General features: G+C 35.6%; 21 protein-coding genes and 2 tRNA genes. 14 read left to right on the forward strand and 9 right to left on the reverse strand.

All coding sequences use genetic code 11. The features are described from left to right. Window positions 1–46 precede the first annotated feature (46 nt). The 5 genes from ND811_RS16705 to ND811_RS16725 all read right to left on the reverse strand — a co-directional run bounded on the left by ND811_RS16705 (window position 47) and on the right by ND811_RS16725 (window position 8,556). Window positions 47–565, reverse strand: coding sequence for a helix-turn-helix transcriptional regulator (locus ND811_RS16705; RefSeq protein ID WP_265353219.1), 519 nt, complete (start codon window positions 563–565; stop codon window positions 47–49). 262 nt (window positions 566–827) lie between these two features. Then, complete coding sequence (locus tag ND811_RS16710) at window positions 828–2,915, reverse strand: adenylate/guanylate cyclase domain-containing protein (protein WP_265353218.1); 2,088 nt, start codon at window positions 2,913–2,915, stop codon at window positions 828–830. Further along, a complete protein-coding gene (locus ND811_RS16715; RefSeq protein WP_265353217.1) occupies window positions 2,912–6,649 on the reverse strand; it encodes an adenylate/guanylate cyclase domain-containing protein in 3,738 nt (1,245 codons plus the stop codon). Before ND811_RS16715 ends, ND811_RS16710 begins: the two co-directional genes overlap by 4 nt. A 49-nt stretch (window positions 6,650–6,698) precedes the next feature. Then, window positions 6,699–7,697, reverse strand: coding sequence for an SPL family radical SAM protein (locus ND811_RS16720; protein WP_265353216.1), 999 nt, complete (start codon window positions 7,695–7,697; stop codon window positions 6,699–6,701). Beyond that, window positions 7,690–8,556 carry a phosphorylase gene (locus tag ND811_RS16725; RefSeq protein WP_265353215.1) on the reverse strand — a complete coding sequence of 289 codons (867 nt, stop codon included), beginning with the start codon at window positions 8,554–8,556 and terminating at the stop codon, window positions 7,690–7,692. Before ND811_RS16725 ends, ND811_RS16720 begins: the two co-directional genes overlap by 8 nt. Window positions 8,557–8,583: 27 nt before the next feature. On the opposite strand from ND811_RS16725, the gene ND811_RS16730 reads away from it, so the two are divergent. The 5 genes from ND811_RS16730 to ND811_RS16750 are packed head-to-tail and all read left to right on the forward strand — an operon-like array spanning window position 8,584 to window position 14,025. After that, the gene (locus tag ND811_RS16730) at window positions 8,584–9,126 is read left to right on the forward strand and encodes a glutathione peroxidase (protein WP_322113486.1); all 543 of its coding nucleotides are present in this window, start codon (window positions 8,584–8,586) and stop codon (window positions 9,124–9,126) included. Then, a complete protein-coding gene (locus ND811_RS16735; protein ID WP_265353214.1) occupies window positions 9,110–9,979 on the forward strand; it encodes a ChaN family lipoprotein in 870 nt (289 codons plus the stop codon). The genes ND811_RS16730 and ND811_RS16735 overlap by 17 nt, the downstream gene beginning before the upstream one ends. Window positions 9,980–9,994: 15 nt before the next feature. Further along, on the forward strand, window positions 9,995–12,583 hold the full coding sequence (locus ND811_RS16740; RefSeq protein WP_265353213.1) for a transglycosylase domain-containing protein: 2,589 nt from the start codon (window positions 9,995–9,997) through the stop codon (window positions 12,581–12,583). Beyond that, window positions 12,584–13,552 (forward strand): hypothetical protein, encoded by a 969-nt coding sequence (locus tag ND811_RS16745; RefSeq protein WP_265353212.1) that lies wholly within the window; start codon window positions 12,584–12,586, stop codon window positions 13,550–13,552. It begins immediately after the preceding gene. Further along, entirely contained in the window at window positions 13,552–14,025 is a 474-nt protein-coding gene (locus ND811_RS16750) for a hypothetical protein (protein WP_265353211.1), read from the forward strand. The genes ND811_RS16745 and ND811_RS16750 overlap by 1 nt, the downstream gene beginning before the upstream one ends. A 12-nt stretch (window positions 14,026–14,037) precedes the next feature. On the opposite strand, the gene ND811_RS16755 is transcribed toward ND811_RS16750, so the two are convergent. Continuing rightward, window positions 14,038–14,439 (reverse strand): DUF4345 domain-containing protein, encoded by a 402-nt coding sequence (locus ND811_RS16755; protein ID WP_265353210.1) that lies wholly within the window; start codon window positions 14,437–14,439, stop codon window positions 14,038–14,040. Between the two features lie 232 nt (window positions 14,440–14,671). Here ND811_RS16755 and ND811_RS16760 point away from each other — a divergent pair, with 232 nt between their 5' ends. From ND811_RS16760 to ND811_RS16780, 5 genes are all read left to right on the forward strand, one after another. After that, entirely contained in the window at window positions 14,672–14,968 is a 297-nt protein-coding gene (locus tag ND811_RS16760; protein ID WP_265353209.1) for a hypothetical protein, read from the forward strand. A 9-nt stretch (window positions 14,969–14,977) separates the two neighbouring features. Then, window positions 14,978–15,331 (forward strand): hypothetical protein, encoded by a 354-nt coding sequence (locus tag ND811_RS16765; protein ID WP_265353208.1) that lies wholly within the window; start codon window positions 14,978–14,980, stop codon window positions 15,329–15,331. Window positions 15,332–15,367: 36 nt separating this feature from the next. After that, window positions 15,368–16,495: a hypothetical protein gene (locus tag ND811_RS16770; protein ID WP_265353207.1), complete on the forward strand. Its 1,128-nt coding sequence runs from the start codon at window positions 15,368–15,370 to the stop codon at window positions 16,493–16,495. Between the two features lie 106 nt (window positions 16,496–16,601). Continuing rightward, complete coding sequence (locus tag ND811_RS16775; protein ID WP_265353206.1) at window positions 16,602–16,886, forward strand: hypothetical protein; 285 nt, start codon at window positions 16,602–16,604, stop codon at window positions 16,884–16,886. Next, complete coding sequence (locus ND811_RS16780; RefSeq protein WP_265353205.1) at window positions 16,873–17,166, forward strand: PIN domain-containing protein; 294 nt, start codon at window positions 16,873–16,875, stop codon at window positions 17,164–17,166. The genes ND811_RS16775 and ND811_RS16780 overlap by 14 nt, the downstream gene beginning before the upstream one ends. 275 nt (window positions 17,167–17,441) lie before the next feature. Here the strand turns inward: ND811_RS16780 and ND811_RS16785 are convergent. Both ND811_RS16785 and ND811_RS16790 read right to left on the reverse strand, forming a co-directional pair. Continuing rightward, window positions 17,442–17,523: transfer RNA gene (locus ND811_RS16785), tRNA-Tyr, on the reverse strand. 12 nt (window positions 17,524–17,535) lie between these two features. Continuing rightward, window positions 17,536–17,610: transfer RNA gene (locus ND811_RS16790), tRNA-Thr, on the reverse strand. A gap of 84 nt (window positions 17,611–17,694) precedes the next feature. On the opposite strand from ND811_RS16790, the gene ND811_RS16795 reads away from it, so the two are divergent. Genes ND811_RS16795 through ND811_RS16810 form a run of 4 tightly spaced genes read left to right on the forward strand, consistent with a single transcriptional unit; the run spans window position 17,695 to window position 20,805 of the window. After that, entirely contained in the window at window positions 17,695–18,084 is a 390-nt protein-coding gene (locus tag ND811_RS16795; protein WP_265353204.1) for a hypothetical protein, read from the forward strand. Window positions 18,085–18,093: 9 nt separating this feature from the next. Continuing rightward, the gene (locus tag ND811_RS16800) at window positions 18,094–18,906 is read left to right on the forward strand and encodes a transketolase (protein ID WP_265353203.1); all 813 of its coding nucleotides are present in this window, start codon (window positions 18,094–18,096) and stop codon (window positions 18,904–18,906) included. Between the two features lie 48 nt (window positions 18,907–18,954). Then, on the forward strand, window positions 18,955–19,848 hold the full coding sequence (locus ND811_RS16805) for a transglutaminase-like domain-containing protein (protein ID WP_265353202.1): 894 nt from the start codon (window positions 18,955–18,957) through the stop codon (window positions 19,846–19,848). Between the two features lie 3 nt (window positions 19,849–19,851). Further along, window positions 19,852–20,805: a polyprenyl synthetase family protein gene (locus tag ND811_RS16810; RefSeq protein WP_265353201.1), complete on the forward strand. Its 954-nt coding sequence runs from the start codon at window positions 19,852–19,854 to the stop codon at window positions 20,803–20,805. 8 nt (window positions 20,806–20,813) lie between these two features. Here ND811_RS16810 and ND811_RS16815 read toward each other — a convergent pair whose 3' ends face one another. Beyond that, the gene (locus ND811_RS16815; protein ID WP_407658919.1) at window positions 20,814–22,973 is read right to left on the reverse strand and encodes a 7TM diverse intracellular signaling domain-containing protein; all 2,160 of its coding nucleotides are present in this window, start codon (window positions 22,971–22,973) and stop codon (window positions 20,814–20,816) included. Window positions 22,974–22,985: the final 12 nt, after the last annotated feature.

Raw genomic sequence — 22,985 nt, forward strand, 5'->3', positions numbered from 1 at the left:
CAATCTATAAAAACCAAAGAAAATGGGAATGGTCAAGGTTTTTTGTTTAGTCTTCTTCGGGTAGCAGGGGAGTTAAAAAGTAAGAAATAAATTCCAATTTCCCCCTCATGGATGATTTTTCATATATGGAAGCAGTTTGGTTTTCGATAGTCCGCAGACTTTTTTTGCGTACGGCTGCGATTTGTTTTTGAGAGAAACCGCGAAGCAACAGGATGGCGATTTCCGTTTCAGCTTCCGAAAGATTCCATTCCACCATTTGGGCTTTGGCTTCCGCCCAGAATTCAAGTTCTGGATTTTTTAAGATTCTATTCGTACGTTTTAAGTCATGAATTTGAGACTTTGCTTGTACATTTTCTACAGCTTCCGCTTTCAGTTCTTTGTACAGAATAAAGACTACAAGAAAAGAGGAAATTGCAATAAAGGACTCTACAGTGGCAATGATAATCCGGAACCTATCAAAATACTCCGACGGGTTGGTTAACGTAAAGATTTCTTCAGCGATCCAAACAATGAGAGATAAAACGTAAAATGCTAAAAAAAGAATTCTTACCTGACGAGTCTCCATATTTCTTTCTTATTTTTGCAACGAGTATCTATCTACGCAAGTCAGTTTCTTAGGTAGTTTCCACATTTGCGGGTTTCCTCCATTGTAAGATGGGATTGATGTTTGTACGTGATGTGTTATGAAAAATGTCCAACAGCCTCTACAAGTAGATCTACTAAATCTTCAAGATCTAGTAATACTTCCCGCTCTGGTTCAGGCAGTAAGGGAGGAAGTAGTTCGAATTCAGGATCTGGATCTAGTCCTTCAGGAGGTGGAAACTAATTTAAGAACCGGTTTGTCTATAGATGATTTTTGCGCCTATCTGCAAGTTTTTATATAAATCTAGGAAGATTTGATTGGGAACCATACCTTCCAAATCTCTGGAAAATTCTGGACGTAGCCGTTTCAAAAAATACATCCCCAACTCACCTTTGTTTTTTGCTTTGATCTTTCCTCGATATTCACATTCAAAGAAACGTTTCACCTTATCATAAGTGGTTTCTGAAAGATTAATTTCTCCAGCATCACCAGAACTTTCCATTCTACTTGCTGTGTTTACTGTATCTCCCCATACATCATAGGCAAATTTTGTTTTACCAACAACACCTGCCACTACAGGGCCCGTGTGAATACCAATTCGAATTTCCCAGAAATCTTGACCTAACATTTGTTTAACTGATTTGATTTGAGTCATAAACGATTTAATTTCCATCGCAAAAAGACAAGCATCCACAGGATGTGTGAAGTTACCTTGTGGAATTCCACCAGCAGCCATGTATGAATCACCGATAGTTTTTAGTTTTTCGAAATTATACCGGACTGCAATGTCATCAAATTGAGAGAAACAGCCATCTAACTGTTCAATTAAATCTTCTGGAGAAAGTGATTCCGCAGCTGCAGTAAAGTTTTTGAAGTCTGTGAACAATATACTCACCGATTCATATTCCATTGGAGCGACTTCTCCTCGTTCGATCAACTCATCGGCAAGATCTCCAGGAAGAATATTTCTTATGAAATGCAGTGTCTTTTCTCTTTCTTTTTCTAAATCGCGTCTAAGGTTTGCATTGTGAATGGCACCAGCTATTTGTTCGCAAAAGGAAATAATTTCTGCAAACTCATCTTTGGTCCAATCTTGTTCTCTTGTGAGACGTGTAACACAGATAATACCAATGGTTTGTCCCTGAACCACAAGTGGAATTTGTCCAAATAACTCTAATTTAAAACTCTCTACGATAGAAGAATCAATACTAGACAGTTGCTTCCATTTGATGGATTTTTTTAAGTAAACCGGTTTTTGTTTTAAATATGTTCTGAAAAGAGAACCAATGTTTGGTGATATTTGTGGACGAAAAGATCGAAGAAAGTTGGTGACCAAAAGGCCTTTATTGAAAACTTCTGCTCCTTCCATGAGAGGAACAAGGGAATTCGTTTTTAGATCTACAAGTAGGATAAATCCAAGTTCCACCCGATGGTTATTCTTTAGATAAGTAAATACCTCTCTAGTGATGTCCTCAATTTGAGAAAACGAATTGATCTTTCGATTAAATCTATGTAAGTTTTCTAATTTCAATCGATTAGTTTCAATGTTCTCTTTCTCTTTTTGAATCGCAATATTTCCTATTTTAAGTTCATTTAATAGATATCCGGTTTCTATAGTTCCAGCAATGTAATCAGCTATAATTTTAATCTGATTTAATTGTTGTTCTGTGACTTCAAATATACCTGAATAATCTAATAAGTCTAATGTGCCGATGAATTTGTTCCTCAAATAAAGGGGTACAATCAGCAGTGATTTTAAATTAGCAGAATGTTTGTTTTCAAGTTCGACCCCTTCTGTTTTATAAGATTCAAAATCTTTAATGTAAAAACTTCGTTTGCGTTTGCGAACATAGGCATGAGCATAAATAGTAACGTACGTATCAGATACAGGGATTTGTCTTCCCATGATTTCTTCTTTCACTTTTTCGGAAAGTCCCTCTGGAAAGTTACTATGAAAAAAATTTAAAACTTCTGATTCTTCTTTGTAAACATATAATAAATAGTGTGGGACTTTGAATTTTTCTCGAATGTAGTGGCCAAGTATGTTCAGAATATCTTTCAAATCGGACGCTGAATTAATTTCCCTAAGTAGGCCATCTAAATCTGAAAGTTGTGTATAAGAATCAACTAACTTATCAGAAAACTCTTCTGAAACTGATTTGGTTTCTAATAGTTCTTTTTCTCGGTTTGCTAAATCCTCTTTTAATAAATTTAGTTCAGCATTGTAAGTTAAAATTATATTTTCTTTTTCTTCGTTTTGTTTGTATAAATAAAAAATCCAATATACAATGCTTAAAAATAGTATTACGATGCCAAAAAGTAAATACATCATTTGATTAAAATTTTTGCTCCGCGTTTTTGCTGAGTATATAACCTGCCAAACTTTTCATTCGGAATGAATCCTGAATCGTCAGATAAATCTGGTTTTAAAGATAACAATTCATAAATTGGGAATTGGTCACCTTCGTATGTATTAATTTGTCTTTGGTTATCGATATGGAATAGACGTTTAACTTTTTCCATAGTTTCTAATGAAATATTGATTGGGATACCTACACCACCTCTTCGTATAGCCTGCGTTTGTGTCACCGTTTTTCCCCAAACGTCATAGTTGAACTTAGATTTCCCAATAACTCCTGCGACAACTGGGCCAGAATGGATGGCTATAGTGATTCCATTGGGTCGGAATGGAATGTCTTTAAAGTCTTCCATCATTCTTAATACTTCATTTTTGATTTGCAGTGCAGCAAGGCATGCATCCACCGCATGAGTAAAATTTCCAACGGGAAGTCCTCCTGCAGCTAAATACATATCTCCAGTCATACGAAGTTTTTCCATTCCTTTTGCTTTGATGATTTCATCAAAACGAGAAAAATATAAATCGAGTCCTTCAATGAGTTCCTCTGGAGTGAGTTGCCCTGTGATTTGAGAAAAACCTGGAAAACTAGTCATAAGAAGAGTTACATTTTCGAACTCAACTGGATTCACTCTTCCTTTTTTTTGTAATTCTTCTGCAACGTTTTTAGGAAGAATATTGAGCAAAAGAGAATCTGATCTTTGTTTTTCTTCTTCTATTTTTTTGAGTAAAAAATGATTGTTGATGGCACTAGCAATGTGTTCCGATACACCTACGATTGAATTCACTTCATCTGTTGTTAGTTGGATATTTTCATCGCTAATTCCATAAACTGCCATAGCAACAACTTCATCATTGTTGACAAGCGGTGAGATTAAAAATCCTGTCATTCCTGATTTCTCAGTAATTTGTTTATCTATATCGAATGGCATAGTTTTAGGAACGTGTTTCATATAAAAATGTCGTTTTCGTTGATAACATTTATAGACGAACCCACTTTCCTCGCGTAATGGGAAACGGAGTGATTTGAAGTAGTTTATATTTTCGTCGATTAACAGATCAAATCCGGAATGGTTAAGATATCGGAATTCATTGTATTCCTTGTCTAAAAAATATAAAACACAATGTTCTATTTTATAATTTTTGCGAATAAAACCAAAGATTTCGGCTAAAATGTTTTCTAAATTGTTTTGTGAGTTTACGTTTTTTGCAAACTCGTTCATTTTCTGAATTTCTGCTTTGGCGCGTTCCGATTTTTTTCGTTCCTCTTCTGTGATTTGTAATAACAAAGAATTTTGGATCGCACCGGCGATTTGATCACAAAAACCCGAAATTCTTCCGAGTACTTCCCTTGTGACTTCCATTGGTTTTTGGTAAGAGGTGAAATAAGCCATTCCTATGACTTCATTTTGAACTACGAGAGGAACAGCCACAAAGGAAGTGAGACTCAATCGAGAAAAAATTTCTTTATCTAGTTCTGATTCATACCGTTTGGGAGGTTTTGAAACAAACAAAGCCTTTTTTCTGAGATACGTTTTATAAATAATTCCGCCTCTTTCGTTGAGGGGAACACGAATTGATTTTGCAAAAGACAATTGATCTTCTGTTGCGTAAGTCGGAATGGTTGTATTGTATGTATATAACTCTTGTTTTTTGGGGTCGACGAGTTGGAGTAGAGTAGCTTCGATTTCGAAGGTTTTTAAAATGTAGTTAAACATTTCTTCGATGATTTGTGAAAGACTGGATTCTGAATTGATTTTTTTTGTGAATTCATTTAGCTTAACCACTTCGTTTTTAGCGTTTTCCATTTGCATTCTTGCATTTTCAGCAATGAACTTTTCTCGGTTCATTTCTTCCACAAGAATGGAATTTGTGACAGCAGTGGCAATGTTTTCAGCCGTATTTTCGACTAACTGAAGTTGTGACCTAGAAAAACTAGTTCCTTTTTGTTCGGTAAACAAGGCTAACATAGCTATGACTTTACCTTGGGAACTGAGAGGTATGATCATACCTGGATGTTTCCCAATCAGTTGGACAAACATTTGATTTGATTCGGTAAGTCGCGATTCCCAAACTTTTGCAAATCGGAAAGGACGATTCCTTTTGTAAACTTGGTAAAAAATTCCAGCACTTGGGTCCAAAGGAAAATTCATACCGTGTAATTTTGTTTCTAGTGCCAACCCAGAGTTAGGTGATGAGACTGATTTATGATAGACTATTTTCGAATTATCTACATCCACTAAAAGTAAAATCATTGAATCACAAAAAACTTCATCGTTTAAATAATTAAATGCTTTGCCAAGAATGCTATCTAACTCAAGAGAGGTGTTTAGTGTTTTTGCAAATTCATTGAGTCGTTCTATATTTGATTTAGAATTCTCTAGTTCTTGCGTTCTTTCGACAACGATGTCTTCTAGTCCTTCTTTTAGAATGTTAAGTTCTTTGTTAGAAACTTCTAGTCGTTCTTTTAGTTTTTCAATGGATAGGTAGGCTCTTGTAAATCCATATGAAAGGATGTATCCTTGGAAAAGTATGAAACCCAAAAACCCAAAAGGAGTCAGATTCATTGTATTGATTACATTATTTTGATAAAGGATATCATGGACAACTGTCCCAAATACAAAGCTAAATCCTATTAGAGAGAGTCCTGCACCAACGGTATCAGAGCGATAAGCCATGATGATGGCAATTGTAATCCTTACACATACCAATATCAGAAAGATTTGGAAATAATGGATTTGGGAACTAAAAACTGCCACAGGTAAAAATATTGAAATGAGAAATGGAGAGATAAGAATATTTAGAACCCAGATGGTTTTCTGGCCAACAGTGTTTGGAAATACCAGACGGTAGAAGTATGCAAAAACAATGGTTGCGATATATATAGTTGAAAATTCTAATCGAATCAGAAAGTCCATTGGCATATTGGGAAAGATATTGAGGATATTTCTTTCACCGATAGTAAGAAGTCGCATAACAATGAGTAAACTAAATAGAGATATGAAAAGACTAGCTTTGTCTTGCCTACGCATGACAAAAAGGCCCAAGTGATAAAGTGCCCAAAGGAAAATACTCCCTGCAAGAAATGATGTTACTTGATAACTGCGATTGACTTTATCATATAGAGTCCGTCTTTCGCCAAGTTCCATACTTTCCCAAAATCCACCTTTGGAATAATGGAAATTGGAAATTTCATAAACGATTTCTGTTTCACCAGAAACAGGTTCTAAATCCATAAGTACAGATTTATATGATGGTTCAAAATAATTTGCGTTAATTCCGAAACTACCCTGTTCCAAAATCAATTTCCCATTGATGTACAATCTGTACGCAGAAGAAAGGTCTAAGTTATGAAATGCTAGGTTAGGTGTGTCTTTGGGAAAAATAACTTTTAGTTTATATGTCGCATAACCAAATCCACCGAGAGTTTCTCCAAACCAATCGACTCCTTTCCAGTTGGATGGTACTGTTTGGTAAATATACTTAGATTCTCTACCGAGATCTGCATTGATTTGGATTCCTTTTGCGGTTTGTTGCCAATAAAATTCCCATTCTCCGTCAAGGCTGATGTTTCCATCTTTCACAAAGTCCCATGAGGACAAGTCTAACTTTCCTTCCTTGGCGATTGGTTTGTTGCGATTGACTTCTCCACAGCCTAACATCGCAAAAAAAATTCCCACAAGGGATAGCAAAATGATTCTTTTCTTCATAGGTAGGGTCTTAAGTTAAAAACTAGTTATAGAAAAGAAAAGGAAAAATTCAAAAATAACTTACTTTTATTTGCGAGGAAGAAAAATTTTTAGATAATGAAGTGGACATGAGTTCTAAAATTTCTTCCGTTTCTAGTTTCGAATATGAAACTATTTTATCTTTTTTTTCAAAAGCATGAAATAAAATGGAAGAGTCCTTTCTTACTTCTGTCATTCGTTTCAGAAAATCAATATTCATTCTAAATCCCCCAAAACTGATGTCTGTAATGCCTTCTATTTTTAGTTCTTTCCCTAGTTTGTCGGCTAACGATTGGTAATGTGTTTTCCAATCGGGGACTCGTAAAATTGGGTCAATACAAATACGAACCTTCCAACCATCTGAAATGGCTTGGTTGATGGATTTTAATCGGGCCTGTAAGGATGGGGTTCCATGTTCGATAGTTTCGATGATGCTTTGTGGACTGATGGTCCAAGCTAAGATGACATTTGGATTAGGATGAATTTTGGCAATTTGACTGTAGTTAGTCGATTTCGTGCGAATTTCCAAACTCAAACTAGGTTCGGTTGCGGCATATTCTAACCAAGCCTTGGTTGCAGGAAAAAATGATTCCAAAGCCAAAAGGTCGGTATCGTAAGACAAAGCCAAATACAGGGACTTGTTTTTTTCTATAAAATCTTTTGTGGCATCGAAAAAGTCTTCCCAATTGACAAATAACACGAGATTTGCGGAAGGGAACATCCCTTGCAAATAACAATATTCGCAATCGTAAATACAGTTGAGTGCAAGAGTATTGTAGTAAAAGTGAGGATGGGAAAAGTTAGGTGAAAAATCGCTTCCAGGATATAGAAAGTTGTCTTTTTTTTCCGCTAAAATCAATTTTGGGCTTTCTTTTTGGATTCTAAAGTTTTGCGAATTTCGGTTAAAACTATCTTTATAATGTCGAATGGAAATGGGAATCGCTTGAGGAAAACGAGTCAAAATCTCTTTGGTTCGAAAGTGGTCTTTTATACTTTCTTCAATATAAATATGAGAAAAAACTTTAAACATGAAGGGTTTTTCTCCATTCATCAAAAAAATGTTTAAGATCTGTTTTTGATTTAAGATTTTCTTTTAATGTATCTTCAGGGAAAGGTAAAAGCGAATTTGGATTTCGTAGTCGAAAAAACCGAATCGATTTTTTAAGATCATGTTTCATGGTTTCTGTTAGGCGTATATCTTTGATAAAGTTTTCTACTTTTGGCCAGTCATCAGATTCGATATTGTCACCAAGATTCCAAGGTAAAGGGGAAATCCATTCTTCATATAAAGGTTTTGCGATTTTTGCCATCATCATTTCTACATCATTTGATTGGCAGAATTTTCCTTCTAAATGGTCGGATACGACTTTTGCAATTGCAATGTTTTCTAATGGAAAGTAAAGGGATGCTGCTGCAAAGAAACCGGAACCTTCCATATCAACTAAATTGACACCATCTAACTCATGTTCAGTAAGCGTAAAAAACCGATCTATTTTTTTTTCTTTAGTTATGGGCCTGTCAAATGTTTTGAGATTGGTTTCGTTTTTGAATTGGGAGTTGATAATCCGATCTGGATAAAAATCTTTTCCTGTGGCAGCATCAGTGACCTTATGAATCCAAAAATGATCACCTAAAGAAAATGCGATTTGGTTTGCACCAGCAATGCCTAGGTTCCAAATTTTCATTTGGTTGCGTTCCACTTTTGACAAAGTATGAGCAAATTCAGAAACAGCCAAAGCCATTGAGAGTTTTCCTGTCCCAGATATGATGATATAATGCGATTCGTTTTGAAAAATTCGAAATTTGCCAGAGGGAGACAAGGGTTTCGCTTGTAAAAGTTCCAACCAGGGTTTAGCCTCGGAAAGTACAGCGAAAAACAATGCAGACATAGTCTAAACTTGCAATAGGGGGGTTTTATGCAAAGGAAAGTTTTGTTTGCCATTTTTCTCTTTATCAGTTCCAATATTTATGCCGGAGGAAAAAAGATGTCATTCTTTGATTTTAAATCTACATCCATCCAAGGAAAGGAAGTTTCTCTTTCCGAATACAAAGGACATCCTGTCCTTGTTGTCAATGTTGCATCTAAATGTGGTTATACGCCTCAATACGAAGGTCTAGAAAAAATCCATCAAACTTATAAGGACAAAGGATTAAAAGTCATCGGATTTCCTTCGAATGATTTTGGTAGTCAAGAACCGGGAACCGAATCTCAAATTGTAGAGTTTTGCAAACTAAACTTTGGAGTCAGTTTTGATCTGATGAAAAAAACAAAAGTTTTGGGAAATGATAAAGATCCTGTTTATCAATTTCTAACAGAGAATGCAAAAGAAAAAGGTGATGTGAAGTGGAACTTTGAAAAGTTCTTAATCGATAAAAATGGTAATGTAGTATTTCGATTTCCCTCTGGAACTAAACCAGAAAGTGCGGAGCTAAAACAAGCAATTGAAAGCCTTCTCTAATTTAAGTCGATTCTGGATTTTGCTTTTTTTTGTCGTTTGGGGCATTTCTGCTGAAGAGGAAAATTCGTCCGTACAAATTGTACGTACGTCTACCGCAGAAATGGTTTCCATTGACGAAATTGTAAAAGAAACTTCAAAATTCAATGTCATCGTTTTTGGAGAAGAACATGATAATGACGATTTACATCGTTTTTATCTGGCCTTATTCAAACGTCTATCGGAAGTAGAATCCTTGTCCTTGTCTTTAGAAATGTTGGAAAAAGACGAACAATATATAGTGAATGAATTTTTGGAGGGTAGGATTTCTGAGGTAAGTTTTCTTTCCTCCATAACTCAGTGGAAAAATTTCAAATCCGACTATTTTCCGTTAGTTTCTACTGCCAAAGAAAAAAAATGTAATGTGATTGCAGCCAATCCTCCTAGAAGGTATGTAAATTTGATTTCTAGGAAAGGTTTGGCTGCCTATCGGGAATTTACAGACCAAGCCATCCAATATTTACCACCTGCTTATAGTTTAGAAAAGTATCTTACAGAGGACTACAAACAAAGGTTAACTGAACTTTTCGGACAAGGACATGGAGGAGGCCACGGAGGAAATCAATACCTGATTTTAGCACAAGCGACTTGGGACCAAGGTATGGCTGAAGCGATTTCTCGTGAATTTTATAAAACAGGTAAGAAAGTGGTTCACTTAAATGGTCGGTTTCATTCCGACAGAAGGGGCGGTGTCGTACACAGACTACAAGAAATGGGACTTTCTGTCTTGGTTCTCTCTGGATTTGTCAAAGATAGGGAAGAGAGTCGAGATTTTGCAAAAATCGCTGATTTTGTAATTTTAACAAACGGCCGATAAGAATAGGGAGAACCTATGTCGGCACTTTCTCCCAAATATCTTTGTCCACATTGCCAAAAGGCATCTCGATTGCCAGAACCAATCCCTCGGGAAGGTAAATTTCAGCTAACATGCGCTCATTGTAAAGAAAAGGTAATTCTCAATTTTGTAGATTATCATTTCGAGATTTTGCAAGTAGTACCGAAAGAGCCGGTAGTTACGGATGATACTCAGTCATTCCAACCATTTAAAATTCCTACGACTCCCATAGCAAAACCAAGTTCCTTCCAGGAAAAAGTTCAATCCAAATCGAAACCAATTTGGGAACGTAAAGTGGTTTTTGTGCGAGAACCAGAAGAACGACAATTCAAACCAAAACCATTAAAACAAAGATTAACCACAGGTAGTAAAAAAAAATTTTCATTTTCCTATTGGAAAATAACATTCACAGTTACTTCAATATGCCTTTTTTTATTCATTCTTGGGTTTTCTTATTTTGTTGCTGGAGTCCTTGCTACTAAAAAAGAAGTGCCTATTTATTTGGAGTCCCTTTCGAAAAATATTCCCACTAAAATTTTAGATCGTAATGGACAGATGGTGAGTGAAATTTTTCAAAAGAGAACTTCCACCTTACGTTTGCAAGATTACCCAGAGGATATGATATCGATCCTTCTAAATATTGAAGATCAAAAATTTTTCTTTCATGGTGGGATTGATTATTCAGCAATTCTCAGGGCTTTTTTAAAAAATATCATTAACTTAAGTTATAAACAAGGTGCTTCGACCATTACTCAACAGTTAGCAAGAATCATTTTGGATGATCGTCGTAAAAGTTTAAATCGTAAATGGCGAGAAGCACAACTGGCATTTGCTTTAGAGTCTGTGTTAACGAAAGAACAAATATTAGAAACTTATATGAACCATGTGTATTTGGGACATGGAGCATTTGGATTTGGAGAAGGGATTAAATTTTATTTTCAGAAGAATCCAATGGAGTTAAGTAAAGAAGAAATGGTGCTTCTTGCGTCACTTCCGTCTGCACCAAACAAATACTCTCCTCTTAAAAATCCGGAAGATTCTTATACCCGGGTTCGCGCTATATTACAAATGTTTCGGAATCGTGGCATTTATCCCAATTTAGACCGCGAAAAAATTGTTAGTTTTTATCATAATCTTTCTACTCGTTCCCCGAATGAAACTGTTTTTGGTTCGAGACAAGACATTGCTCCTTATGTGACCGAACATGTTCGCGGGATTCTTTCTTCTTTAGAAGGTGATAAAAATATTTATGAAAGTGGTGGGTATACAGTAGAAACAACCTTGGACCGAGGTGCCCAAGAACTCATTGGTCCGATTGTTCGTGAATATTTAACAAAATCTCGAAAGTCAGGGAAAATACAAAAAAAGAGAGTGCGAGTAAAACCAGAATCACCATTAGATTTGGCATTTCGCCAAAAACTGGAAGAGGTTTCTATTTTAAACGAACTCGTTTGGAATACGGATAGTCTGGATTCGGAAAAAGATACAAGCGTCGTACAAGCTGCCATTGTGGGAATTCAACCAAACACAGGTCAGGTGTTGTTTTTACATGGTGGAGAAGAGTTTAATTCACAAAACCAGTTCAATCGTGCTACCCAAATGCGTAGACAAACCGGTAGTTCCATCAAGGCAGTGTTATACGCCTCAGCCATTGATGCTGGAGTCATCCAATCAGGCACAAGAATTTTAGATGCTCCTTTGTATTACCGAGGAGGTGGGGGAAAAGAGTGGGCTCCTGAAAATTTAGGAGGTAACTTTGACGGTGAAATTTCTCTTCGCACAGCTCTAGTGAAATCAAAAAACACAGCAGCGGTTCAAGTCGCAGAACGATTGGGAAGTGCAGGTATAGAACGTTATTTTACAAAATACTTTTTTCCAAATGATTCAGAAAAAAAAGCACGATACCGGGGAGACTTATCTTTAGCACTTGGTACTTTAGAAATATCTCCTATGGAGATGGCATCTGCTTTTACCGGCTTTGTGAACCAAGGTACTGTCAAACGTCCTTATCTAATCCAAAGGATAAAAAATGCGAAGGGTGTTGTTTTGTATGAAGCTGGTGGTTCTGACGAATTCAAATTAAAATTACCACCGGAACGCCAAGTCATTCGTCCTGATACGGCAGAAGTGATGGTATCCCTACTTAGAGATAGTGGTCGTGCCAGTGGAGTCAGAAATGGTAGTTATGCGGGAGATTTAATCGGCAAAACAGGAACTACTAATGATTATAAAGATGCATGGTTTGTTGGGGCAAGACCTGATTTATCTTTGGCTGTTTGGGTTGGTTATGATAATCCAAAATTTGGAATGGGTCCTAGTGGGCTCGGAGGGGCAGTGGCAGCTCCTCTTTGGGGAGAAATTGTCTCTTCCATTGATAAAAAAAATATAATTCCTAAAATACAATTCAGCCAACCAGTGTATGCAAAACCTTTTAAAATATGTGCATTAACAGGTAAACAAGCTGGGTCCCATTGTCCAGTAGCAAATGAGCTTTATCTTTCCGATTACCCTCCTGAAGGAATTTGTACAGAAGATCATAAAGCAACGCATTCAGAAAACAAAGATTTGATGAAGGGGTTGTACTAGATGAAAAGATATCATATATCATTCCATTGCCTAATATTTCTATTGTATGTAATGGGATACACTCCATCGGTATTCGCCAATTCTTATTATGAAGCTGGGTATGAGATGGAACAATTAAATACTCTATTTGCCATTCCGCTATATGAAAAGGCATTAACAGAAAAACCATCTGGTAAATTACAGAAGGCAGTAGTATCCAGACTTTTCTTTTTATATAAAAAACATGGGAAGTTACTGGACGCATTGTTTTTAGGAAGTAAGTATCCAAATCTCATTCCTACCAAAGAGAGAAGTTGGATTTGGACAAACTTAGCAGAAATTTATAGACCTATTAGTGTTTCTGAACTTTCCTCAACATATGTACTTGCTAGTAAATCCTCTCCGGAAAAATATTTGGAATTATCGGAACATTTGAAAAATGCCGCCTCGCAAAAGTTATACGAATTTGCATCTATTATTCTTTTGAAACGCAAACAATATAAAGCGATTTTATCAATTTATGCAGAGAATCCCGGTATGGTAAAAACCCCATTGTTTATTGGGATTTCTGAATTTAAAATTGGCGCAGATTCAGGTAAAGAATTTTTGAAAACAATATTAGGTGATACAGATCGTGAGCGCACTGACCAAGAAAAATCCGATGTATTGTATTTGATGGGTGTTTATTATCGCCAAACAGCGGACTATGATTTGTCTGCTCGTTACTTTCGAATGAGTGGAAGTTTTGGATCAAAACCAAGAGGAGATTTAGAGACAACAAAATCCTTGGTATTAAAGGGAAATTCCAAAGAGATGTGTTCGACTTTTAAATTTACTATATCCTCCTCTGATGAAATAGAAACTCTCTTAAATTTTTATTGTTCTCCGAATGCAAACAGTTCTTGGAAACCTTATGAACCGAGTATTCGTATTTTGGCAGAAAGAGAGGGAAATGAATTTTTAACATTACTCTTTCCAGGGATCAACTAATGAAAATATTCTCATATCTATCGATTTGTTTTACAAGATTTTTGGTAATCGTTTTATTATCTTTCACCTATCCTTTATTAGCAAATTTTTTAGTCACACCAGAACAAAATCTGCGATTGGAACTTGTCGGATCTTCTCGAGATCAAATTCGTTTTTGCAAACAGAAACCAATACAGGTATTTGGTCGTAATCCAGTAACTTCTTCTGGCACATGTCAGTTTTTACCGGAAGCAGAAGTGAGTTTAGATCATTTTTTTACTGAAGAACTTGCGGACACGGAAGAAACACAATGGGCTTTCTATGATGGATCGGGCAAACAATTGTTTCCGACAGTCACTTGGGAAGGGCAAGAGACATTGAATTTCATATCTGTGGTGCGATCAAAACGCGGACAATTTGGTATGCAATTGCAAAGGAAAAGAGACGAAGCGTATTTTTTCTATCGAACGAAGATTCAAAACTGGGTGATTTAGATGAAAGAAGTTCTAAGAAGACTTTTCTTTTTGTCTTAAGTATTGTAAGATCCAAATAACGATTGGTAAACTTAATTCTAAACAAACATAAACGTTAAGTCTAACCTCTGTTGGAATTCCAACGGTGATCATTGAAATCACACGACCTAGACCTGATAAAAAAACAGCTGTACCCATCACATAGATAAGATCTCCTTGTTTACGAATGGTAATTGCCACCCAGAATGCAATGAGGCCAGCACCAAGAAGAATCCCAGCTAAATAACGATATACATTGTCTGCATAGGGAGTAACAGCTGTTCCCTCGGGCATGATGAGGGAAACACCTTTGATTAAATTGGTAATTCCACCGGAAAGACCAATTAGAAACACAAGGAAAAATAGGATCTGTAGGATTCTTTCTTTTTTGTTCATTTGGACCTTTTCTATCGCTATAGGTTTTTTGGAGCAAACTATAATTTGGTGGGAAATTAAATGTTAGGGGGGTATTGAAATCCCTCAATTAGTTAAAAAAGTTTCCAAAAACTGTTATTTCTGTTTTAAAAACACCAAAATTCCGTTCAAAACGGTTTATGGTTCGCTCATTGGCGAAAAAAGTGTAGATCCATATTCTATTTTTCTAATGATAGTTCGGAAGTTAGGTTATATGAAATCTTTAATTTTTATTTTAATTGTGACTGTGTTGAATTGCACAGACCAAAAGGATTTTTGTAGGCAAACCGTCGAAGGTAAGGGTGGCGGTTTCTTTGAGGGTGATGCTGAATCGCTTTGTGCAAGTTATTTAGTTTTTGATCAAACCGTAAGAATCAATATAGAGAGTGGACGCCCTTCTTCGTTTGCTCGTTTCTTATCAGATCAATATTTGTTGCTTTGCCTCTATAAAACCATCGAGGAACGGAAGTGTGAAAAAAAATCGGAATACATCCCACATTTTGGGTATTAAGTTAAAGTGATGAAGCAGCTTCGAAACATATTTTGCCTGATCCTCATTGTTACTCTAACAAACTGTATGGTTGGTAAAAAGGAAGATGCGTGTAAATACTATCTGGATAGGGATTTTAAATCATACTGTGAACAACTAGTTCTTTTATCGCCTACAATATTGAAAGAGGATAAAAATTTAGGACAAGCGATCGCTTCCAACATTGTGTTAGTCGGTTGCGCCACCTATCTCAAAAAGAAAAAGGAATGTGAAAGAGAAGAGAATCGTTACCTTCCGGGTCTATATGGGATGAATGAATTCAGGCAAAATCTGGACTTTTTAAAAAAAGAAGAGAACCAATATATTTGTAGTATTTATGGATAATGGTGTAATATAGATTATGCGGAAAATTCAAAAATTATGATCATCAAAAGAATTGTACAAATTTATCTGATATTTTTCCTTTTCATCTTCCCAGTTTTCTCTGAAGAAACTAATATAGAAAAGGAAAATAATAAATCAATTGAAGAATTAAAAGAAGAAGAAAAGAGATTAGAAGAACTTCTTAATAAGAAAGAACAGGAATATAAGTTAATAAGAAAAGAAAGACTGCGAAAGGAATTTAATTCTGATTTTATACATTCAGTAACAATTTCCCTATCTCCAAATCTGTCTCAAGGTTACAACAGTCCGAATTCACATGAGGTGCCATATATTCTTTACATCCCTCGACTCAACAATCAAGACACACCTAGCCGCAACAAGACTTTGTTCTTATCCTATTTTAATTTACCTAGTAACATTGGATTTCAATTTTATGCGATCAATATATCCTCTAATCCGAGTATCATTGGATATGACCCCTCAAATAGCCAACTTTTTGAAATTCATGATGCAAAAAATAAAACAGAAGTTACATTTTTATTTTTTAAAATGTTCTCTATTACAGAAAATTCAAAATTTGGATTTTTAGTTGGTCTAACAAATCAAAATGAAGAATATACTCGTTCGGATAAATATTATAATTCTATGGCTTACTTCCGACAAAATCAGAAATTTGCTGGATGGGGTCCAGAGATAGGATTAAGCTTTCAATATACGTTATTCGGTAAAATTAAAATTTCCAATAATCTCTCATTTTTTGTTACAGATAACAATTATAGTTACTCCAGGCTTTTTTATAGTCAGAATTTTCAATATTATATTGAGGCTTATGATACTAACAGTATTCCAGGAATCAGATTGTTAACAAATGGCAATAGTTTGAAAAATGGGTCTATACAAACTACTGGATTTCGAAACTTTTTAACTTTGGAATTTCCGGTTTTAGATAATATTGGATTCAATTTAGGACTAATGACTTCCATTAGAAATATAAAATTTCGAAATTTTGATGCCGATACTTTAGGTTTTTCAAGAGATGGTATGAGATATGAAACACAAAATGGGATTGAGCAATATTTATTAACTTCCGCTTTTTATTCTAATACAAAAAATCAAACTACCTTCTATTCGAATATTAATTTCGGACTTACTTTTTATCATTAACATGCTGCGTTTAATAGAGACGGCTATATTCCTTCTGAACTAAGAGCCAGCCTAGGTCGGTAAGTGTGTTGGTTATGCAAAGTAGCAAAAAAATTTTGAGGAAGACATGAAAAAAATAACAATAATACTGATTCTATTTCACCTTCAATGCGCAGATGGCGAAAGGCAGAATTGCAGAGAAAATTTGGATTCTATTGAATTTCAGAAAATAATGGCTTTAAGTTTACTGGTGCCAATTCCAAAAAATACAGATCAAGAAAATGAAAGCCGCAAAAACATTGGCCTTGTTAACTTTGTTTATACTCAAAACAAAGCGGAAGAGAGAAAACGAATATGCGATAATAAATTAGTATTTAAAATCTTTGAACCAGAAGCAAATGATTTTGATTAATGTTGGCAGAACACTGATAAGATCACAAAAAATGAGGTGTCGGAATAAAAATGAAGTTTCTTTTGTTTTGGAATATTGGGCAAGTTTAAATGGCATTCTATCAAACGGATCTTTTATTCATGCAGGAAAGTTATCCTTTGAAAATAAATATTTAGAACATGTAATTGGTATTATTGATTCTATTTTAATCGCAGAAACCAAACAGAGAAAATTAAAACTTTGGACATCGGATAAGAAAATTTTAAAACTCCTCACTCCCCAATATATCTTTGAATTATAGAAAATACGCTGTATAAAAGCTTCGGAAACTTAGTTTGGGCAGGACGGATCGCCCACCCATCGCTCCGCCATCGTGGCTACGTTCGCGCGGGCCCGTCACCGCTCGCTTTTCCGCATCGTGCGGAAACTGCTCCATCCCCCCTTGCTTGCCTTCGGCAATCAACATCGCCTCAGCTTTTTACGAAAGCTTCGCGGGGTCGCAGACGATCTCCTCTATTCGAATCCTTCGATCAGTTGTTAGTTGGGAGATTTGTTCCGTTGAAAAGGAACTTAGTTTGGGCAGGGAAGGATTCGAACCTTCGAAGGTAAAACCAGCAGATTTACAGTCTGCCCTCGTTGGCCACTTGAGTACCTACCCGAAGAAGTTGCATGGAGCCGCCTGAGGGATTTGAACCTCCGACCGGCTGTTTACAAAACAGCTGCTCTACCACTGAGCTAAGGCGGCATGCATATCCAATTTTTGTGAAAAGCGGTTAAGGTCAAATAAAAATTCTTTGAGCGGAGGCGGATTCTTTCAGAATGACAGGAGATGGCACTGTTTTTGGTCAATTCTCTCATGACGATTTCCATTATTGGATTCTATTTGGGTTATTTCTTTCGAAAGAGAGACCAAAAACGACATAGATTCTTCAACACAATCGGGATTTTGGCAAATCTTTCCGCCGCTGTTTACCTTTTGAGCATTAAGTATTTGTTAGGTGGGATAGCCTTTCACCAAATTTATCCAACAGCACCGGAAATTATTATCCACATCCATCGTTTTTTTGCAGCCATTGCGCTCATTCTTATGTTGTGTATGGGTTATTTGGGATGGAAAAGAAAACGAAACTTACACGTAAAATTGCATTACATCTTTTTGCCATTGTACACGATTGTTTATATCTCCGGTCTGTTTTTATTTCAATCAAAACCGCTTTAAGGAATGTTCATGGAAAAAATTGAAGTCGCAAAGAAGTTTGCAAAAGATATCCGAATCCAAGTAATTAAAATGGTCACTGCTGCCAATTCTGGTCACCCAGGTGGTCCTCTTGGACTTGCTGATATTTATGCTGCACTGTATACTTCTGTTTTAAAACATGATCCAAAAAATCCGGATTGGGCAGAAAGAGACCGACTCATTCTTTCTAACGGCCATGTTTGTGCAGTTCGTTATGCTTCTATGGGCCTATCTGGATATTTTCCTGTAGAGGATCTACTTACATTTCGAAATATTAATTCTTATCTCCAAGGCCATCCTTCTACTCGTTATATGAAAGGACTCGAATCGAGTTCAGGTTCTCTTGGACAAGGTTTGTCTGTTTCTGTTGGTTTGGCTCTTGGTGCAAAATTAAAAAAAGAGACATATAAAATTTATACATGTATTTCTGACGGTGAATGCGGTGAAGGAATGACTTGGGAAGCTGCACAATCGGCAGTTCATTTCAAAACTGACAATCTCATTGCTTTTATGGATCGGAATTATATTCAAATCGATGGTAACACTGAAGAAGTAATGAAGTTAGAGCCATTGGATAAAAAGTTCGAAATGTTTGGTTGGAATGTAATCAATGCAGACGGACATAATATGGAAGAGATCTTTGCAGCCTTTACAAAAGCTAAACAACACACTGGTGGACCTACACTCATTGTCTTTAGAACCATTTTAGGAAAAGGTGTTTCTTATATGGAAAACAATCCTAAATGGCATGGAACTCCTCCAAATAAAGAACAAGAAGCGCAAGCACTAGCAGAATTGGTTTAATCTTCTAGATTCGATTGACATTTTTGTTTTTATAAAGATAGTTTTTGCATGGGACAAACTTCCTTTCCTGACTTTTATCCGGATGATATCACTCGTATATTATATGATTGGGAAGTTGCCCCACCCGAAAAAAAACGTTTTTTATTAAAACTCATTGCATCTCGAATTCCTTGGCAGATCCAATTGGAATCTGCATTGGATGAAGTAAAAGATCCATATCTCAGAGTACAGGCTAGAAATTTAAAATCAGAAATCTCTCGCCATAGGTTACGTCATTCTTTCTTTAAACTTACGTTACGTGGGAATACGAATCATTATAAAGATTTAGAAGAGATGGCAGTTCAGCTTTCTAGTATCGGTTTTCCTGATCAAAACTATGCCGAAATCAAACATGAATTAGATAGAATTGCACTCAGAGTTTCCGAGTTGTATGATGATCATTCTGGATATTTGACAGATGAATTAAAAGTGCAAATTCTTTGCCAAGTTTTATTCCAAGAAGAAGGATTTGTTGGGAATATCCAAAATTACAATGACCCAGGAAATTCTTATCTATACCAAGTGATCAAAAGTAGATTGGGAATTCCAATCACTCTTTCTGTGGTATACCTGTTAGTTGGCCAAAGATTGGGGCTTCCGCTCTATGGTACCAATTTGCCACTTCATTTTCTTTTGCAATACGAATCGGAAGGTTATTTTACTTACATTGATCCATTTCATGGCGGAGTTTTGTTAGATAAATTTACCTGTGAAAAGTTTTTGGAAGCGAATGGATATTCTAATTCACCAAAATATTTTACAAAAGCTTCCACACTTTCTATGATCAAACGTATGTGTCGCAATCTAATCCACATTTATCGAGATAATCAAACAAAAGAAATGGAAAATATTATAAAGGATCACCTTCAGATTCTCGAAAGCAGATCCACTCATGTGGAATAATCAATGAAATCTAATCTTGGTATCCAATCCATTTTAGCTAAGTTTGATAAAAACCTAGATGGAATTATAAAGGAAGATATTCCTGTTCTAAAAAAAATCAAAAAACATGTCATAACATCTGGCGGAAAAAGGATTCGACCTTTTTCTCATTATTTGTTTTGTCAGTTTCTAAATGTAAAAGATGTTAGCTGGCTTGATGTAGGTAGTGTTGCTGAACTCATTCATGCGGCAAGTTTACTTCATGATGATGTTGTTGACAATGCTCCTATTCGTCGAGGTAAACCAACCATTGGATCTTTGTTCGGAAACAAAACGGCTATTCTTGCCGGCGATTATCTGTTAGCTTGTGGTATCAGTCGACTGAATTCACTTGGGAATTCCGAACTTATGGAAATTTTTTCGCAAGTTTTAAAAGATTTATCGGTAAGCGAACTTTTGCAGATGGAATGGGAAAAAAATCCAAAAATTTCCTTAAAGGTTTACGATTCCATCATTTATGGAAAAACGGCTTCGCTTTTTGGAGTTTGTACAGAATCGGCCGCCATTCTTGCTGGTAAAACTAAAAAGGAAAGAATGGTCGTACGTGATTTCGGCGTTAGGTTAGGAAAACTTTTTCAAAAGAAAGATGATTGTTTGGATTATTTTGTTGATTCCAGTGCGAGTGGAAAGGAGTTTTTAAAAGATTTTAAAAATGGTTTATTTACCTATCCAGTTCTTATTTTACGTAATCAGCTTGGTTTAATTGAAAAAAGAAAATTAGAATCAGTTTTTAAAAAGGAAGAAAGAGATTCTTCCGATGAATCTTATATTTTAAATCTGATGGAATCCAAAAAGGTATCAGAGATTTTGCATAAAGAGTTAAATTCAGAAAAAAACTATCTTTTGAGTTACTTAAATCAATTTCCAAATAGCGGTGAACGAGAACTTTTTGTAGAGCAATTAAATCGTCTGACTTAATTGAATTTTTAAGTTTCTTCGACAAAGGGTTCGTTGGGATCAATGAATTCGATGACTGGCAATTGTATCGAAAAGCAAGTCCTTCCCGGTTCTGATTCTATAAATATATTTCCTTTGTGTTTTTCTATAATCGACTTCGTTATTCCAAGGCCCATCCCTGTTCCATCGCCATGATTTTTGGTGGTGAAGAAAGGTTCAAAGATTTTGTTTTGAATCTCTAATGGTATGCCGGGACCGTTATCTATTACTTTGACTTCAACTAAACTTCCTTTTTTTTCGGAAGTGATCATAAGATTTCCTTTTTGATTCATGGCTTCGAGTCCATTTAAAATCAAATTGGTCCATACACGAATTAAATCTTCAGGCCAACCGAGAATGGTTGCATCCGTCAAAAAAGTTTTCTTAAGTGAAACTTTACCCCGCATTTTGTATTGGTAAATAGTAAGTACCGTTTCAATATTTTCAAGGAGAGTGAAAACCCTCCTTTCTTCAGCTTTTGTGACTCTTGAAAAGTTTTTTAGGGCAAGTATAATTTTTGAAGATCGGTCAACAGCAATTTGAATAATTGATAGATGGAGTTTGAAATTTTTTTCCTCTAGAATTAAGTTAGATAGTTTTTCTTGTCCAACTTTTAGTAAGGCAATTTCTTCATCATATAATTTTGTAATTCCTACATCTAAAAATCTTTCTAATATTGCATCTTCGAATTCTAAATCATTGTCTTTGCAGTTTTTTTTAAGATTTGCTTTTTTTTCTTTTCGTTCCGTGTAACTTGCTACTAGTCCAAAATCGGATTGGTAGGTAAGCATTTTTTGAATGGTTTTTAGTTCTGTCGGATTGAGGGAGGAATAGATATTCTCCTTGGACCCTAGGTTCTTTATTTCATTGTTTTTCGATTCAATTAAAGTTTCAATTGAAGCTTTGATCGCACTAAGCGGATTATTGATCTCGTGGGCCACGCCTGCGACTAATTTTCCCAATTCAGACATTTTTTCAGAAAATACCAATTGGTTTTCAGTATGACTGATCTGTAATAATGCCTTTTCTAATTTTTCGTTTTGCGTTTGTATTTCCTTAGTTCTCTCCAAAACCATCGTTTCTAACTCTTCGTTTTCTTTTGTTACAGTTTGTTCTTTTTTGATTCGGTTTTGAATTTGAAATTTTGAAATCGCTATGGTAAAAATTGTCATCTGGATGGCGGCACCAATCTCGTTTGCAGAACTTAAAAATGGAAAAGAAGGTAAATAACCGAGGTTTGCAAAAATTAATAAAGTGGTACTGATCTGTCTCACAAGGAATGCATAAAACAAAACATTTGCGTTTTCTTTTCTTTTAATCATACAATAAATGGCATAACCAAAATTGAAAGTTGAAAACATTAGACTATTCGCATATATAAATCGAAAGTAAAGCTGAAGATCAATAAATACGATGAAAATAGACAGAATTAAAAAGTAGGCATAAGAAACTATATATTTGTCTGCATTCGGATATTTCTGTTTTGTTTGTAAGAACTCTCTAAGAAAAAGAACCAAACCAAAAGGACTTAATGAAACGAGTCCAGGTACATATCTATAAAACCATTCACAATCACTAAACCCGTATTCGTAAAATAGTCCCGATCTCAAAACATTTGTAAAGAGAATGGACATGGTTGCAAAAGTTAGTAAAAGATAAACTCGCTCTCTTAAAATGATATACTGTGTTGCAGAGAGTAGGCAAACCAAAATACATAACCCAAAGTAGAACCCTTGCCAGAGAGAAATAGATTTTGTAAATTTAAGTAAACTGAATTCATCTTGAATGCGAAAATTGATTCGGTGTGTGTCTTCGGATTGGATTCGAATTAAGTAAATTCCTTTTTCTTTTGCGGGAAAAACAAAGCCGCCTGTAAAGGATACTTCAGGAGGTTTTTTCCTAACAAGACCTGTTTTGATTTCAGAGACTTTTTTCCCGTCTTTATATAACTCACAATCCAGTTCGGATATCATTCCATTTTCGAAATGAAAGTATCGGGAGGAACTTTCTTCTAAGCTGATTAAATAGTAGTGACTTTCTTTAGTGAATCCAAAATAAAATTGAGAACTGTGATCTTTTGGATTAAGGTCTGTTAGATTTGTTTTTGGATTTGTTCCTAAATGCCAAAGCCCTTCGCCCCCTTCCGCCATAAGGGAAAGGGG

The organism is Leptospira soteropolitanensis, assembly GCF_026151655.1.
Taxonomy (GTDB): Bacteria; Spirochaetota; Leptospiria; order Leptospirales; family Leptospiraceae; genus Leptospira_A; species Leptospira_A soteropolitanensis.